Below are 14,250 nucleotides of genomic sequence, written 5' to 3'. Positions count from 1 at the left end.
ACCCCCGCCAGCCGTGCCCGCCAAAACGCCCGCACCCGCTCCCGTGGATACCGCCGAGACCCTGCCATCACAATCACCCCAGTTCAGAAGGGTGTTGCGATCACTCCTTGAATCCGCCCTTGAACCGAGCCCCACCACGTCGATTTCGAGGCTGTGGACAGCCCAGCAGGGTTCCGCGGAACGCACCGACGATCGCCGAGCAGCCACTCCTACGCGAGCACCGCCAGCACGCCGGCACCGGCCACGGCGTAGCCGGCGGCGAGCAGCCGGCGGTGGCCGCCCGCCCAGCCGAGGGTCGGCCAGCGCAGGATCGCCCCGGCGACGCCGACGCCTACCGCGGCGGCAGCTGCCACCCACACCCAGGACAGCGCATCCGGCGGCGGGGCGACCGCGCGCACGAGCGCGAGCGCCACGACGGCGTCGACGGTGGAGCCGACGAGCTCGTACCGGCCGGGGGCGGCGAACCGCCCCCGGGACCAGGCGCGCAGCACCTGGTTCGCGACCATCGCCAGGGCGACCAGCAGGACAACGGTTCCGATCACGGTGTTCACCGGCGGCCTCCGATGCGCTCGAGGAGGGTGAAGCCCGCCTCTGTGACGTGGTTCGGGCTCTCGCCGACGGCGGAGAGCACGACCACGCCCACCCGGGTCCCGCGGTCGATCCCGATGAACGCGGTGAAGCCACCAGTCCCGCCGTTGTGCCACCCGACCGGCCGGCCGCTCCCCGGTGCCGGGGTGGTGAACCACGCCCAGCCGATCCGTTCGTCGGGCTCCGGCGGGAACGGTGACTTCGGGACGAGCGCGTCGAGGCCGGGCGCGGTCCCGGCGAGCAGGGCCCGGGCGAGGACCGCCATGTCCGTGATGTTGCTGCGCACCCCGCCCGCGGGCGCGATGGCCTCCCCGACCCACGGCGAGGCGTGCCGCCCGCCCACGGTCTCGCCGCGGAGGTCACGCGGGCCGAGGTCGGCGGCGGCGACGGGGACGGTGGTGTCACCCATGCCGAGCGGTGCGAGCACGCGCTCGGCCAGCAGCTGCGGGTAGGGGGTTCCGGCCGCGGCCGCCAGGGCGGCGCCCAGCAGCTCGAACCCCGAGTTGGAGTAGGTGGCCGGCGCGGCGTCGAGCTCGGCACCGTCGAGGGACTCGACCCGCTCGGCGACGGTCGCGCCGTACGGGTTGGCCGCGGCCACCGAGCCCCACCAGTTGCGGGCCATCTGGGACAGCGTCGGCGGCTGGGGCGGCAGCCCCGAGTGGTGCGTCGCCAGTTGCGCGAGCGTGACGTCGGCGACCGGCCCACCGATCTCCACGAGCTCTCCCACCCGGGTATCGGGCCGGACCTCACCCCGCTCGATCATGTCCGCGAACAGCAGCCCGGTCAGCGCCTTGCTGATAGAACCCACCTCGAACCGGTCGTCGGGGCTTGCGCCGATCACCGCGGTGCGCGTGTCGTGCGGGGTGACGGCGGCGACCGCGAGCGCCGGGCGGTTCTCGCCGACCACCTCGCGGGCGAGTGCAGCCAGCCCGGCGTCCCCCACCTGGCCCGATGGCAGCCGGCCCGGGGCCGGGCGCAGGGCCAGCCCGGCCGCGAGGGCGAGCACGGTGCAGACGGCGACCACGAAGGCGGACCGGGTTCGTCGCGACTGCGGCGGCGTCGGTGGGGCGGTGGTCGGCACGCGGGGCTCCTCGGTGGTTCCGGTCGGACCATCCGAGTATTACGGATTTACGGAATAACGGCAAAGCGAATGGCTGTCGACGATCATCGATGCCCGGGCGCGCAAAAGGCGCTCCCGTCCGAACCTGTCGGGCGAGAGCGCCTTTCGTGCAGTGTCAGCCGCTCAGGCGCGCGCGACCTTGCCGGCCTTCAGGCACGAGGTGCACACGTTCAGGCGGCGCCGGTTCCCGCCGTTCACGCTGGTCCGCACCGTCTGGATGTTCGGGTTCCAGCGGCGGTGGGTACGGCGGTGCGAGTGCGAGACGGACATGCCGAAGCCCGGACCCTTTCCACAGACGTCACAGACGGCAGCCACGTCGGACACTCCTCGGGTAGACGATGAGGTAAGCCGGGGATGCCCCGGTCGCGAGTTCCCAGCGTACCTGCGCCGTCGCGGCATCGTGCACGCGGCCTACGGCCTAGGCTCAGTGGGGTGCCCCCGATCCTGGACGCCGCGCTGCTCACGGGCTGGACGCGGGCGGCCACCACGGCGCTCGAACGCCACCGCGCGGAGATCGACCGGATCAACGTCTTCCCGGTTCCCGACGGTGACACGGGCACGAACCTGCTGCTCACCATGCGCGCGGCGGCCGACGCCGTGCGGCGGGTGGTGCGGGACAACGGTGCCGGGCGCGGGGTGGCCGTGGCGGCGGCCGCGCTGGCCCGGGGGGCGCTCGTCGGTGCCCGCGGCAACTCCGGGGTGATCCTCTCGCAGGTGCTGCGGGGGCTCGCGGAGGCGGTGACGCCGGTGCCCCGGCCGGCGGGCGCGGTGCTGGCGGACGCGCTGCAGCGGGCCCAGCGGCTCGCCACGGCAGCGGTCAGCGGCCCGCGGGAGGGCACCGTGCTGTCGGTGCTGGCCGCGGCCGCGCGGGCGGCCGCGGCGGCGGAATCGGACCGGCTCGACGACGTGGCCGTCGCGGCGGCGGACGCGGCGGGCGCCGCCGTGCGGGCAACGACCGGGCAGTTGCCGGAGCTCGCGCGGGCCGGGGTCGTCGACGCCGGCGGGCTCGGCCTCTACCTCGTGCTGGACGCCCTCGCCGCCATCGCGTCCGGGCGGGCGCCGGGTGGTGAGCTGCCGGGGACGTCCACGCCGGTGGCCCGGGGTCGGGAGGTGCTGGTGGCGGAGCGCGAGGCCGGGTCGGACGAGCACGACTACGAGGTCATGTACCTGCTGGACGGCACCGACGACGCCCGCGTCGACGAGCTGCGTGCCCAGCTGGCCGCGCTCGGCGACTGCGTGGCGGTGGCCGGCGACGCCGACGGGCTGTGGAACGTCCACGTGCACTGCACCGACATCGGTGCCGCGATCGAGGCCGGTATCGCCGCGGGGCGGCCGCACCGGATCACCGTGGTGCGCTTCGCAGACCAGGGGGCCCCGGCCGAGCCGGCCGGCCGGTTCTCCCGCGAGCGGGCGGTGCTGATGGTCGTCACCGGGCGGGAGGTGGCGGCGCTGGCGCGGTCCGCGGGTGCGGTCGTGCTGGAGCGGGAGCCCGGCGGCCACGTCGACGTGGGCGAGATCGTGGCGGCGCTGGCCGGCGCCCGCGCGCGGCACGTCGTGCTGCTCCCCGACGACGCGGAGCTCGCCCCGCTGGCCGAGCGCGCGGCGGCCGTCGCCCGCCGCGACGGTCAGGAGGTACTGGTCCTGCCCACGGCCTCCGTCCTGCAGGGTCTGTCCGCGCTCGCCGTGCACGACCCGGAGCGCCGCGCGGGGGACGACGTCGTCGCCATGGCCGAGGCCGCGGCCGGAACCCGCACCGGGGGGTTGCTCGTGGCCGAGTCCGAGGCGCTCACGTGGGTGGGCCGCTGCGAGCCCGGCGAGGTACTCGGGCTCACCGACGGCGAGGTCGTGCTGATCGCCCCCGACCTGGCTGTCGGTGCCCTGTGGTTGGCTCACCGCATGCTCACCGCGGGTGGTGAGATCGTCACCGTTCTGCTCGGCGAGGGCGCCGAGCAGTCGTTGGCCGACGGGCTCGCGGCCGACCTGCGCCGCACCCACCCCGAGGTCGACGTGGTCGTGCACCGCGGTGGGCAGGCCGACTACCCGCTCGTGCTGGGGGTGGAATGACGGGGATCGACATGTCGAGCGCGCTCGAGCCGCTGGTCGGCAAGCGCACCGCTGCGGCGCTGGAGTCGCTCGACATCGCCACCGTGGGCGAGCTGGTGCGCCACTACCCGCGCCGCTACGTCGACCGCGGCAAGCTCACCGACATCGCCGGGCTGGAGGTCGGCGAGCAGGCCACGCTCGTGGCGCAGGTGGAGAAGTCGGTGCTGCGCGACATGCGGTCGCGGCGCGGCAAGCTCCTCAGCGTCGTCATCCGCGACGAGAAGGGCGCCACGATCGACTGCACCTTCTTCAACGGCCACAAGGTGCAGCACATCATCAAGCCGGGCGTGCGCGCGGTGTTCTCCGGCAAGGTGGGCGTCTTCAACCAGAAGCTGCAGCTCACCCACCCGCAGTTCGAGCCGCTCGACGAGGCCGACGAGATCCGCCCCTTCCTGTCGGTCTACCCGGCCACGGGCAAGATCACCTCGCAGCAGGTGGCGCGTTGCGTGCGGCAGGTCCTCGACCTGCTCGACGACCCCACCGACCCGCTGCCCGAGCTCGTGCGGGGCCGGGAGAAGCTCACCGAGCTCGGACGGGCGCTGCGGCGGATCCACGTGCCCGAGGCCGAGGCCGACATCCACGCCGCCCGGCACCGGCTCGTGTGGGACGAGGCGATGGGCGTGCAGCTCGCGCTGGCGCTGCGCCGCCATGCCACCGCCCAGCGCCCGGCCGCGGCCTGCCCCCCGGTGCCGGGTGGGCTGCTCGACGCGTTCGACGCCCGGCTGCCGTTCGCGCTCACGGCGGGCCAGCACGGCGTCGGCACCGAGATCGCCGCCGACCTCGCCCGCGAGCACCCGATGAACCGCCTCGTGCAGGGCGACGTCGGCGCGGGCAAGACCGTCGTCGCGCTGCGCGCGATGCTGCAGGTCGTCGACGGCGGCCGGCAGGCGGCGCTGCTCGCCCCCACCGAGGTGCTCGCCGCCCAGCACGCCCGCTCGTTGCGCGCGCTGCTGGGCCCGCTCGGCGAGGCGGGCGAGCTCGGCGCCGCGGAGCAGGCCACCAGCATCACCCTGCTCACCGGCTCGCTGGGGGCGAAGGCCCGCCGGCAGGCGCTGCTCGACGCGCAGTCGGGCGCGGCCGGCATCGTCGTCGGCACCCACGCGCTGATCCAGGAGCACGTCGGGTTCGCCGACCTCGGCCTCGTCGTCGTCGACGAGCAGCACCGGTTCGGCGTCGAGCAGCGCGACGCCCTGCGCAACCGCGGCGAGCTGGCCCCGCACATGCTCGTCATGACGGCCACGCCGATCCCGCGCACGGTCGCCATGACCGTCTACGGCGACCTCGAGGTCTCGGCGCTGCGCGAGCTGCCGAAGGGGCGGTCGCCGATCGCCACCACGGTCGTGCCGCTCGCGGAGAAGCCCTCCTGGTTCGAGCGCGTGTGGCGGCGAGTCCACGAGGAGGTCGCGGCAGGGCATCAGGCGTACGTCGTGTGCCCGCGGGTGGGCGGCACCGACCCGGAGCCCGAGCTCGTCGACACCGAGGACCCGGACATCGGCGCCGACTCCGACGACGGGCAGGCCAAGCGCCCGCCGCTGGCGGTGCTCGAGGTGGCGCCCAAGCTCGCCGACGGAGCGCTGCACGGCCTGCGGATCGGCGTCCTGCACGGCAAGCTGCCGCCCGACGAGAAGGACGCCGTGATGCGGGCGTTCGAGCGCGGGGAGCTCGACGTCCTCGTGGCCACCACCGTCATCGAGGTCGGCGTCGACGTGCCCAACGCCACCGGCATGGTCATCCTCGACGCCGACCGCTTCGGGCTGTCCCAGCTGCACCAGCTGCGCGGGCGCGTCGGGCGCGGTTCGGCGGCCGGCGTGTGCCTGCTGGTCACGGACATGCCGGCGGGCACCACCGCCCGGGAGCGCCTCGACGCCGTCGCCGGCACCACCGACGGCTTCGAGCTCGCCCGCCTCGACCTCGAGCTGCGCCGCGAGGGCGACGTGCTGGGCGCCCTGCAGTCCGGCCGGCGCTCCGGGCTGCGGTTGTTGTCGCTGCTGCGCCACGAGGAGGTCATCTCCAAGGCGCAGGTCTACGCGGCCCACATCGTGGCCGACGACCCCGGCCTGCGTCGCCACCCCGGCCTCGCCGCCCTCGTCGGCGAGACCGTGGGCGACGAGGAACGAGCGGCCTACCTGGACAAGGTGTGATGGGTCAGCCCCGTCACGGTGGGGTATCCGGACCGCGTCGTCGAGAGGATGCAGCCGTGAACCAGCCGTTCCGGCATCCCGCTCTGTTCTACCGCGGTGCCGGTGAGTACCTCGACGGGACGTTGCCGTTCATCGAGGAGGGCCTGGCAGCGGGCGAGCCGGTCGCGGTGGCGGTGCCCGGCGCGAGGCACGAGCCGCTGCGGGCAGCACTGGCCGGTTCGGCCGCGCGCGTGCAGCTGATCGACATGACCGAGGAAGGGCGCAACCCGGGCCGGATCCTGCCGGGCGTGCTCCTCGACTTCGCCGACCGCCACCGGCACGCCGACCGCGTGCGGATCATCGGCGAGCCGATCTGGCCGGGCCGCAGCGACGTGGAGTACCCGGCCTGCGTGCAGCACGAGGCCCTGATCAACCAGGCGTTCGCGGGGCGGAGCGTCGAGATCCTGTGCCCCTACGACGCCGCCGGCCTGCCCCGCCGCGCTCTCGACGACGCCGAGCGCACCCACCCGACCGTGATCGGGCCGACCGGGCGCCGCCGCAGCAGCCGGTACGCGCCCGACGAGGCGCTCGCCGACTACAACGAGGCCCTGCCCGTGCCCCCGATGGCGGACACCGTGCTCGTCGACACCGACACGCTGTCGCAGGCCCGGGCGTTCGCCATGGCGGCGGCGATGCGGGCGGGCCTCGGGCCGGACCGGTCCGACGACTTCGAGTTCGTCGTCAACGAGCTGATCACCAACAGCGTCGAGCACGCCCGCACCCTGTGTGCGTTGCGGGTGTGGGTCGACGACGGGCACCTCGTGGGCGAGGTGGTCGACGGCGGCCGGCTCGACGACCCACTGGCCGGGCGGCGGCCGGCCCCGCCCGAGCAGCTGCGCGGGCGCGGGCTGCTGCTGGTGAACCACCTCGCCGACCTCGTGCGGATCCACCGGTCGGATCGGGGCACCACGATCCGGGTCTACCTGAGGATCTAGCGCGACCCGCGCCCGCCTGCTGATCAAGCCAGGCGGGTTGCTTGATCAGCAGATCGGTGCATTCACGGCCGCATCGAGGGTGTTGCCGAGTCGAGGCGATGCGGGTCCGATCCCGCGCAGAGCTACGTGCCGTCCCGGGGCTCCGCGGTCGAGTTGCCCCGGGGCGCAGTGACTCGATGTCTAGCCGGTGGGCCCACGCGCGGAGCGGTTCCGCGGAACGCACCCCGACTCTCGCCGCAGCCGTGATGCGGGTGGGGACGGGACCACCGGATGGTCCGCGCGCACCCGGCAGCGACGGTCTCGTCGGGACCGGCGTGCGTGACAGCCGGGGACGGCCGGCCACGCAACCCCAGGATCCGGTGGTGCACCCAACCCGGCCACCCACCCTGAGGCGACGGGGTTCGACGAACCGGAGCGAACACGCGCGAGTCCGGCGGCGGGAGGTGGGGCCGGTAGCGGCCGGTCGGGTACGGCGCGCCCACCGCGGCGGATCCGCGGGGAATGCTCGCGCCGCGCAGCGGTGCGACCCGTGATCGATGCGAGCAGCACCCGGCGGCGGCCGCGACCACGCTGGCGTACTTCTCCGCAGCACATGATCGGCCCGAGCGGCACACCAGCGTGGTGGTCGCGACCGTGGCGTGCGGCTCGCCGGGGCTGGCGCGGTCGGCGACGGCCCGGGGCCGTCACCGGGAGGCTCGTGGACTGCAGGGGTGATCGGCGGGCGGGCGGATCGAGGGTGGTGCCCGGTCCTCCGGAGAGCCGGCTCTTGAGGTGGCCTCCGTGGTGGCCGTGATCAGCAGGATCGGGACATGAGCTGCACCCATGCAGCTCATGTCCCGATCGCGCCGATCATGGCGCTCCGGACCATCGGTCCTGGGCCCCCCGCGGGCGAGAGCGGTGCTACGCCGGCAGCTCGCCCCGGGCGGCCTCGTCGAGGGCGGCCCGGGCGGTGCGGGGCAGGTGGATCACGCCCGAGCGGTCGAGCTTGGCGAGCTCGCTGCGGGCGCGGGTGTAGGCGGCGAGGCGCTCGGGGTCGCTGTCGGAGTCGCGGGCCGTGGTGAGGAGCTTGATCACGCGTTCGACCGTGCCGCGCTCGGCGGGGGACAGGCCGGAGAGCCGGATCCGGTCGGCCGCCTCGGCGGCGGCGTGCCAGGCCCGCTCGGCGCGGTCGACCGCCGACACGAACGCCCTCGCGTGCTCTGCGGGTGGGAACGAGTCGGTGTCCAGGGCCTGGGCCTCGGCGAACGCGTCGACGAACCGGGCGGTGCTGGCCACCGAGACGTCCGCGAGCGCGGGCCGGTGCAGCACCGCCATGGCGTCGCACTCGAAGGCGGCGTACTCGCCGCGCAGCGCGGTGAACCGCTCGCGGGCCTTCGTCCACACGGCTTCGGGGCGTGGCGGGGCGGCCGGGCGGGCCGGGAGCGGGGCCGTGCCGGCGGCCACGGCGCGGCGGCGCCTGCCACGGCGGGTGAGCGCGACGGCCGTGCCGCCGACGATCAGCGCCGGGCCCGCGACGGCGGCGATGGCGATCATCAGGGCGATGATCGCCCCGATCGCGGCTGCCGCGCTGCCCGCCGCCGCCGTGGCGACCAGCAGGATCACGAGCGCGACGGCGACCGGTGGCCGGTGTGCGCGGCGCCGCCCGATCCGCCGCGCCTGGCGGGCGTGCATCCGTCCGACGTGGGCCTCCATGCGAGCCATGTGCCGCGCATGGCGGCGCTCGGCCCGCTCACGCAGGCGTCGGCCTTCGGCGAATGCGGCGCCTTGGAGGGCCGCCGGGTCGGGACGCATGGCGACACCCCTCGGCTCGGTCGACTTCCCTTCCTTGGTACCGCAGAAGTGGCGTTCTTCGCACGGGTCCGATCGAGTGCCCGCAGGTACGGTTCCCTGGTGACGAACCGGATGTTCCGCAAGGTCCTGGTCGCCAACCGCGGCGAGATCGCCATTCGCGCCTTCCGTGCCGCCTACGAACTGGGCGTGTCCACGGTGGCAGTGTTCCCCTACGAGGACCGCAACTCGCTGCACCGGGCGAAGGCCGACGAGTCCTACCAGATCGGCGAGCCCGGTCACCCGGTGCGGGCGTACCTGTCCGTCGCGGAGATCATCAAGGCCGCGCGGCGGGCCGGCGCGGACGCGATCTACCCCGGGTACGGCTTCCTGTCGGAGAACCCCGACCTCGCCGAGGCGTGCGAGCGCGAGGGCATCACGTTCGTCGGCCCGCCCGCCGGCGTGCTGCACCTCACCGGCAACAAGGCGCGCGCGGTCGCGGCCGCCCGGGAGGCCGGCGTGGCGGTGCTCGCGTCGTCGCAGCCGTCCGATGACGTGGACGCCCTGCTGGCCGCCGCCGACGAGGTCGGTTTCCCGATCTTCGTCAAGGCCGTGGCCGGTGGTGGCGGGCGCGGGATGCGCCGGGTCGAGGAGCCGTCGGCCCTGCGCGAGTCGGTCGAGGCGGCGATGCGGGAGGCCGAGTCGGCGTTCGGCGATGCCACCGTGTTCCTGGAGCAGGCGGTGGTGAACCCCCGCCACATCGAGGTGCAGATCCTCGCCGACGGCGACGGCAACGTCGCGCACCTCTACGAGCGGGACTGCTCGGTGCAGCGGCGCCACCAGAAGGTCGTGGAGATCGCGCCCGCGCCGAACCTCGACCCGGAGCTGCGCGAGCGGATCTGCAACGACGCCGTGGCGTTCGCCCGCCACATCGGCTACGTCAACGCGGGCACCGTCGAGTTCCTGCTGGACGAGCGCGGCAAGCACGTGTTCATCGAGATGAACCCGCGGATCCAGGTGGAGCACACGGTCACCGAGCAGGTCACGGACCGGGACCTGGTGATCGCCCAGCTGCGGATCGCGTCCGGGCTGACGCTGCCCGGGCTGCGGCTCACCCAGGACCAGATCACGCTCAGCGGTGCGGCGCTGCAGTGCCGGGTCACCACCGAGGACCCGCAGAACGGCTTCCGCCCGGACACCGGCACGATCAGCGCCTACCGCTCGCCCGGCGGCCCGGGCGTGCGGCTCGACGGCGGCACCACGCACACCGGCGCCGAGGTGAGCGCCCACTTCGACTCGATGCTGGTGAAGCTCACCTGCTACGGCCACGACTTCCCGAACGCCGTGCGCCGGGCGCGGCGGGCGATCGCGGAGTTCCGGATCCGGGGCGTGTCGACGAACCTCCCGTTCCTCGCGGCCGTGCTCGACGACCCGGACTTCGCGGAGGGCCGCGTCACCACGAGCTTCATCGACCAGCGTCCGCAGCTGCTCTCCGCCCGCAAGCCCGCCGACCGGGGCACGCGGGTGCTGAGCTACCTCGCCGACGTCACGGTCAACCGGCCGAACGGCGCCCGCCCGCAGGTCGTCGAGCCGGCGGAGAAGCTGCCGCGGTGCGACCTCGACGCCCCGGCCCCCGACGGATCGCGGCAGCTGCTGCGCGAGCGGGGGCCGGAGGGGTTCGCGCGGTGGCTGCGCGAGCAGACCGCCGTGCCGGTCACCGACACGACCTTCCGCGACGCGCACCAGTCGCTGCTCGCCACCCGGGTGCGCACCCGGGACCTGCTGGCGGTCGCACCGCACGTGGCGCGCACGGTGCCGCAGCTGCTGTCGCTGGAGTGCTGGGGTGGCGCCACCTACGACGTGGCCTTGCGGTTCCTCGCCGAGGACCCGTGGGAGCGGCTGGCCGCGCTCAGCGAGGCGGTGCCGAACATCTGCACGCAGATGCTGCTGCGGGGCCGCAACACCGTGGGCTACACCCCGTACCCGACGGAGGTCACCGACGCCTTCGTCGACGAGGCGGCCCGCACCGGGATGGACATCTTCCGGATCTTCGACGCGCTCAACGACGTCGAGCAGATGCGCCCGGCGATCGACGCCGTACGGGCCACCGGCACCGCGGTCGCCGAGGTATCGCTCTGCTACACCGCGGACCTGTCGAATCCCGCCGAGAAGCTCTACACCCTGGACTACTACCTGCGGCTCGCCGAGCAGATCGTCGAGGCCGGGGCCCACGTCCTCGCGATCAAGGACATGGCCGGCCTGCTGCGCCCGCCCGCGGCCCGCACCCTCGTCACGGCCCTGCGTGAGCGCTTCGACCTGCCGGTGCACCTGCACACGCACGACACCGCGGGCGGCCAGCTGGCCACGCTCGTCACGGCGATCGATGCGGGCGTGGACGCCGTCGACGCGGCCGTGGCGTCCATGGCCGGCACCACGAGCCAGCCGTCGCTCTCGGCGCTGGTCGCCGCCACCGAGCACACCGAGCGCACCACCGGCCTCTCGCTGCAGGCCGTGGACGACCTGGAGCCGTACTGGGAGGCCGTGCGGAAGGTGTACGCGCCCTTCGAGGCGGCGCTGCCGTCGCCCACCGGGCGCGTCTACCACCACGAGATCCCCGGCGGGCAGCTGTCCAACCTGCGCCAGCAGGCCATCGCACTCGGGCTCGGCAACCGGTTCGAGCTGATCGAGGACTGCTACGCCGCGGCCGACCGGATGCTCGGTCGGCTGGTCAAGGTCACGCCGTCGTCGAAGGTGGTGGGCGACCTCGCGCTGCACCTCGTCGGCGCCGGGGTGGAGCCGGCGGACTTCGAGGCCGACCCGGGCCAGTTCGACGTCCCGGACTCGGTGATCGGGTTCCTGCGCGGCGAGCTGGGCGACCCGCCCGGTGGCTGGCCCGAGCCGTTCCGCAGCCGGGCCTTGCAGGGGCGAACCGCTGCACGCGAGGTGGCGGAGCTGTCCGACGAGGACCGCGCCGCGCTGAAGGACGACCGCCGGGCCGCCCTGAACCGGCTGCTGTTCCCCGGGCCGACCAAGGAGTTCGACGCCCACCGCGAGGCGTACAGCGACACGTCCGTGCTCTCGACGGGCGACTTCCTCTACGGGCTCGAGCCCGACATCGAGCACACCGCCGAGCTGGAACCGGGCGTCACCCTGATCATCGAGCTCGAGGCGATCTCCGAACCCGACGAGCGCGGCTTCCGCAACGTGGTCACCACGCTGAACGGCCAGCTGCGACCGGTGTCGGTGCGGGATCGCTCGGTCGCCACCGATGTCAAGGCCGCGGAGAAGGCCGACCGGTCCGACCCGAAGCACGTGGCGGCCCCGTTCGCGGGCGTCGTGACGCTGCAGGTCGGAGAGGGCGACGAGGTCGAGGCCGGCCAGACCGTCGCCACCATCGAGGCGATGAAGATGGAGGCGTCGATCACCACGCACCAGGGCGGCGCGGTCGGGCGACTCGCGATCGGCAAGGTGCAGCAGGTGGAGGGCGGCGATCTGCTGCTGGTGCTGGAGTGAGCAGGAGCCGTCGTGAGTGGATACGAGTGCTGGAGCACCCGTATCCACTCACGGCAGTAGGCGCATGACCAGGATCATCGCGGGGGTAGCGGGCGGTCGGAGGCTGGCGGTGCCCCCGAAAGGCACCCGTCCGACGTCGGATCGCGTCCGGGAAGCGCTGTTCTCGGCGCTCGACGCCGACCCCGGCCTCGACGGCGCCGCGGTGCTCGACCTGTGCGCCGGTTCCGGGGCGCTCGGGTTGGAGGCGCTGTCGCGCGGTGCGGTGCACGCGCTCTTCGTCGAGTCCGACCGGCGGGCGGCGGGCGTCCTGCGCCGCAACACGGCCGGGCTCGGGCTGGCCGGGGCGCAGGTGCGGGTGGCGCCGGCCGCGACCGTGCTCGCCGCACCGGCCGAGCGTGCGTACGACGTCGTCCTGGTCGACCCCCCGTACGACGTGCCGGCCTCCGAGGTGGCGGAGTGGCTCTCCGCCGCGGCGACGCACGGCTGGTTCGCCGCCGACGCCGTCGTCGTCGTCGAGCGGGCCGGGCGCGACGGGCCGTTCCCGTGGCCGCCCGCGTTCCGGGCCGGTAAGGCGCGCCGGTACGGGGACACGACCCTGCACACGGCCGTTCTCGCGCCGGAGGAGGTAGCGTCCCGCTCGTGAGGCGCGCCGTCTGTCCAGGATCCTTCGACCCGCCCACCAATGGGCACCTCGACGTCATCAGCCGCACCGCGGCGTTGTTCGACGAACTCGTCGTCGCGGTGCTCGTGAACAAGTCCAAGAAGGGCGTGTTCTCGGTGGACGAGCGCATGGCGATGCTCAGGGAGGTCACCGCGCCGTACCCGAACGTCCGCGTGGACTCCTTCCACGGCCTCCTGGTCGACTACTGCCGCGACCACGAGATCCAGGCCATCGTCAAGGGCCTGCGGGTGGTCACGGACTTCGACTACGAGCTGCAGATGGCGCAGATGAACCAGCGGCTCTCCGGCGTCGACACCCTGTTCCTGTCGACGAGCCCCGAGTACGGCTTCGTCTCGAGCTCACTGGTCAAGGAGGTGGCGACGTACGGCGGGGACGTCGCGCACCTGCTCCCCGAGACCGTGCACCGGCAGCTGATGGAGCGGATCGCCGAGCGTTCCTGACGGCACCATGATCGCCAGATCGGCGCGTTCCCGGGCGAAATCCGCCCGGGAACGCCCCCAACTCCTGATCATCGGTCGGTCCTTCACGGTGACATCACTCGTTCGGAACTTGACACGCGCGGGCACGCGAAATATGCGGTTCGGTCGATCGGCGGTGAGAGGATTCGCGACGTGTACCGGGTCTTCGAATCGCTCGACGCGCTGGTGACGGTCGTCGAGGAGGCTCGGGGCGTCCCGATGACCTCGAACTGCGTCGTGCCGCGCGGTGACGTGCTCGACCTGCTCGACGACGTGCGCGAGGCGTTGCCCGGCGAGCTCGACGACGCCCAGGACGTCCTGGACCGGCGGGACGAGATCGTCGACGACGCCACGCAGGAGGCCGAGCAGACGCGCAGCGGCGCCCAGGCCGAGGCCGAGCAGCTGGTGTCGGACGCGAGCGCGGAGGCCGAGCGGCTGCTCGCCGAGGCGCGGGCGGAGGCGGAGCAGACGGTGGCCCGCGCCCGCCACGAGGCCGAGCGTGCCGTGGCCGAGGGTCGCCGGCAGTACACCGAGCTCACCGACCGCGCGCAGGCCGATGCCGACCGGATCGCCCACGCCGGTCGCGCCGCGCACGACCGGTACGTGGCCGACGGGCAGGCCGAGCAGGCGCGGCTCGTGTCGCAGAGCGAGGTCGTCCGCGCGTCGAACGCCGAGGCGGCCCGGATCGTCGACAGCGCCGACGCCGAGGCCGAGCGGCTGCGCCAGGAGTGCGACGGCTACGTCGACGCGAAGCTCGCCGAGTTCGAGGACGCACTCGGCAAGGCGCTGCGCACCATCACCCGCGGCCGCAGCAACCTCTGGCGGGGCAATCAGCAGAACGGCGCAGCCGGGGTTGGCCTGAACGGCCGCTCCGGTACGGGCATGGATCTCATCGACTGACTGA

The 14,250-nt window shown here is 74.0% G+C and carries 11 protein-coding genes; 7 read left to right on the top strand and 4 right to left on the bottom strand.

Going from position 1 to position 14,250, the window contains the following annotated elements; genetic code table 11:
- Positions 1–209 precede the first annotated feature (209 nt).
- The 3 genes from ACU436_RS41560 to rpmB all read right to left on the bottom strand — a co-directional run bounded on the left by ACU436_RS41560 (position 210) and on the right by rpmB (position 2,023).
- Positions 210–542, bottom strand: coding sequence for a hypothetical protein (locus tag ACU436_RS41560; protein ID WP_459032688.1), 333 nt, complete (start codon positions 540–542; stop codon positions 210–212).
- A gap of 5 nt (positions 543–547) precedes the next feature.
- Positions 548–1,669: a serine hydrolase domain-containing protein gene (locus ACU436_RS41555; protein WP_459032687.1), complete on the bottom strand. Its 1,122-nt coding sequence runs from the start codon at positions 1,667–1,669 to the stop codon at positions 548–550.
- Between the two features lie 162 nt (positions 1,670–1,831).
- Positions 1,832–2,023 carry a 50S ribosomal protein L28 gene (gene rpmB / locus ACU436_RS41550; protein ID WP_459032686.1) on the bottom strand — a complete coding sequence of 64 codons (192 nt, stop codon included), beginning with the start codon at positions 2,021–2,023 and terminating at the stop codon, positions 1,832–1,834.
- A 117-nt stretch (positions 2,024–2,140) separates the two neighbouring features.
- Here rpmB and ACU436_RS41545 point away from each other — a divergent pair, with 117 nt between their 5' ends.
- The 3 genes from ACU436_RS41545 to ACU436_RS41535 are packed head-to-tail and all read left to right on the top strand — an operon-like array spanning position 2,141 to position 6,926.
- Complete coding sequence (locus ACU436_RS41545; protein WP_459032685.1) at positions 2,141–3,772, top strand: DAK2 domain-containing protein; 1,632 nt, start codon at positions 2,141–2,143, stop codon at positions 3,770–3,772.
- Complete coding sequence (gene recG / locus ACU436_RS41540) at positions 3,769–5,952, top strand: ATP-dependent DNA helicase RecG (RefSeq protein WP_459032684.1); 2,184 nt, start codon at positions 3,769–3,771, stop codon at positions 5,950–5,952. The genes ACU436_RS41545 and recG overlap by 4 nt, the downstream gene beginning before the upstream one ends.
- 56 nt (positions 5,953–6,008) lie before the next feature.
- The gene (locus tag ACU436_RS41535) at positions 6,009–6,926 is read left to right on the top strand and encodes an anti-sigma factor RsbA family regulatory protein (RefSeq protein WP_459032683.1); all 918 of its coding nucleotides are present in this window, start codon (positions 6,009–6,011) and stop codon (positions 6,924–6,926) included.
- A gap of 900 nt (positions 6,927–7,826) precedes the next feature.
- On the opposite strand, the gene ACU436_RS41530 is transcribed toward ACU436_RS41535, so the two are convergent.
- Complete coding sequence (locus ACU436_RS41530) at positions 7,827–8,627, bottom strand: hypothetical protein (RefSeq protein WP_459032682.1); 801 nt, start codon at positions 8,625–8,627, stop codon at positions 7,827–7,829.
- 201 nt (positions 8,628–8,828) lie between these two features.
- On the opposite strand from ACU436_RS41530, the gene ACU436_RS41525 reads away from it, so the two are divergent.
- The 4 genes from ACU436_RS41525 (at position 8,829) to ACU436_RS41510 (ending at position 14,246) form a co-directional block, all read left to right on the top strand.
- A complete protein-coding gene (locus ACU436_RS41525; protein WP_459032690.1) occupies positions 8,829–12,206 on the top strand; it encodes a pyruvate carboxylase in 3,378 nt (1,125 codons plus the stop codon).
- 64 nt (positions 12,207–12,270) lie between these two features.
- Entirely contained in the window at positions 12,271–12,849 is a 579-nt protein-coding gene (gene rsmD / locus ACU436_RS41520; protein ID WP_459032681.1) for a 16S rRNA (guanine(966)-N(2))-methyltransferase RsmD, read from the top strand.
- The gene (gene coaD / locus ACU436_RS41515; protein WP_459032680.1) at positions 12,846–13,328 is read left to right on the top strand and encodes a pantetheine-phosphate adenylyltransferase; all 483 of its coding nucleotides are present in this window, start codon (positions 12,846–12,848) and stop codon (positions 13,326–13,328) included. Before rsmD ends, coaD begins: the two co-directional genes overlap by 4 nt.
- Before the next feature lie 171 nt (positions 13,329–13,499).
- Positions 13,500–14,246, top strand: a complete 747-nt coding sequence (locus ACU436_RS41510; RefSeq protein WP_459032679.1) for a DivIVA domain-containing protein — start codon at positions 13,500–13,502, stop codon at positions 14,244–14,246.
- Positions 14,247–14,250 lie beyond the last annotated feature (4 nt).

The sequence above is a fragment of the Pseudonocardia wallangbongensis genome (assembly GCF_054486945.1).
This window is presented reverse-complemented; position numbering and strand designations above follow the sequence as displayed.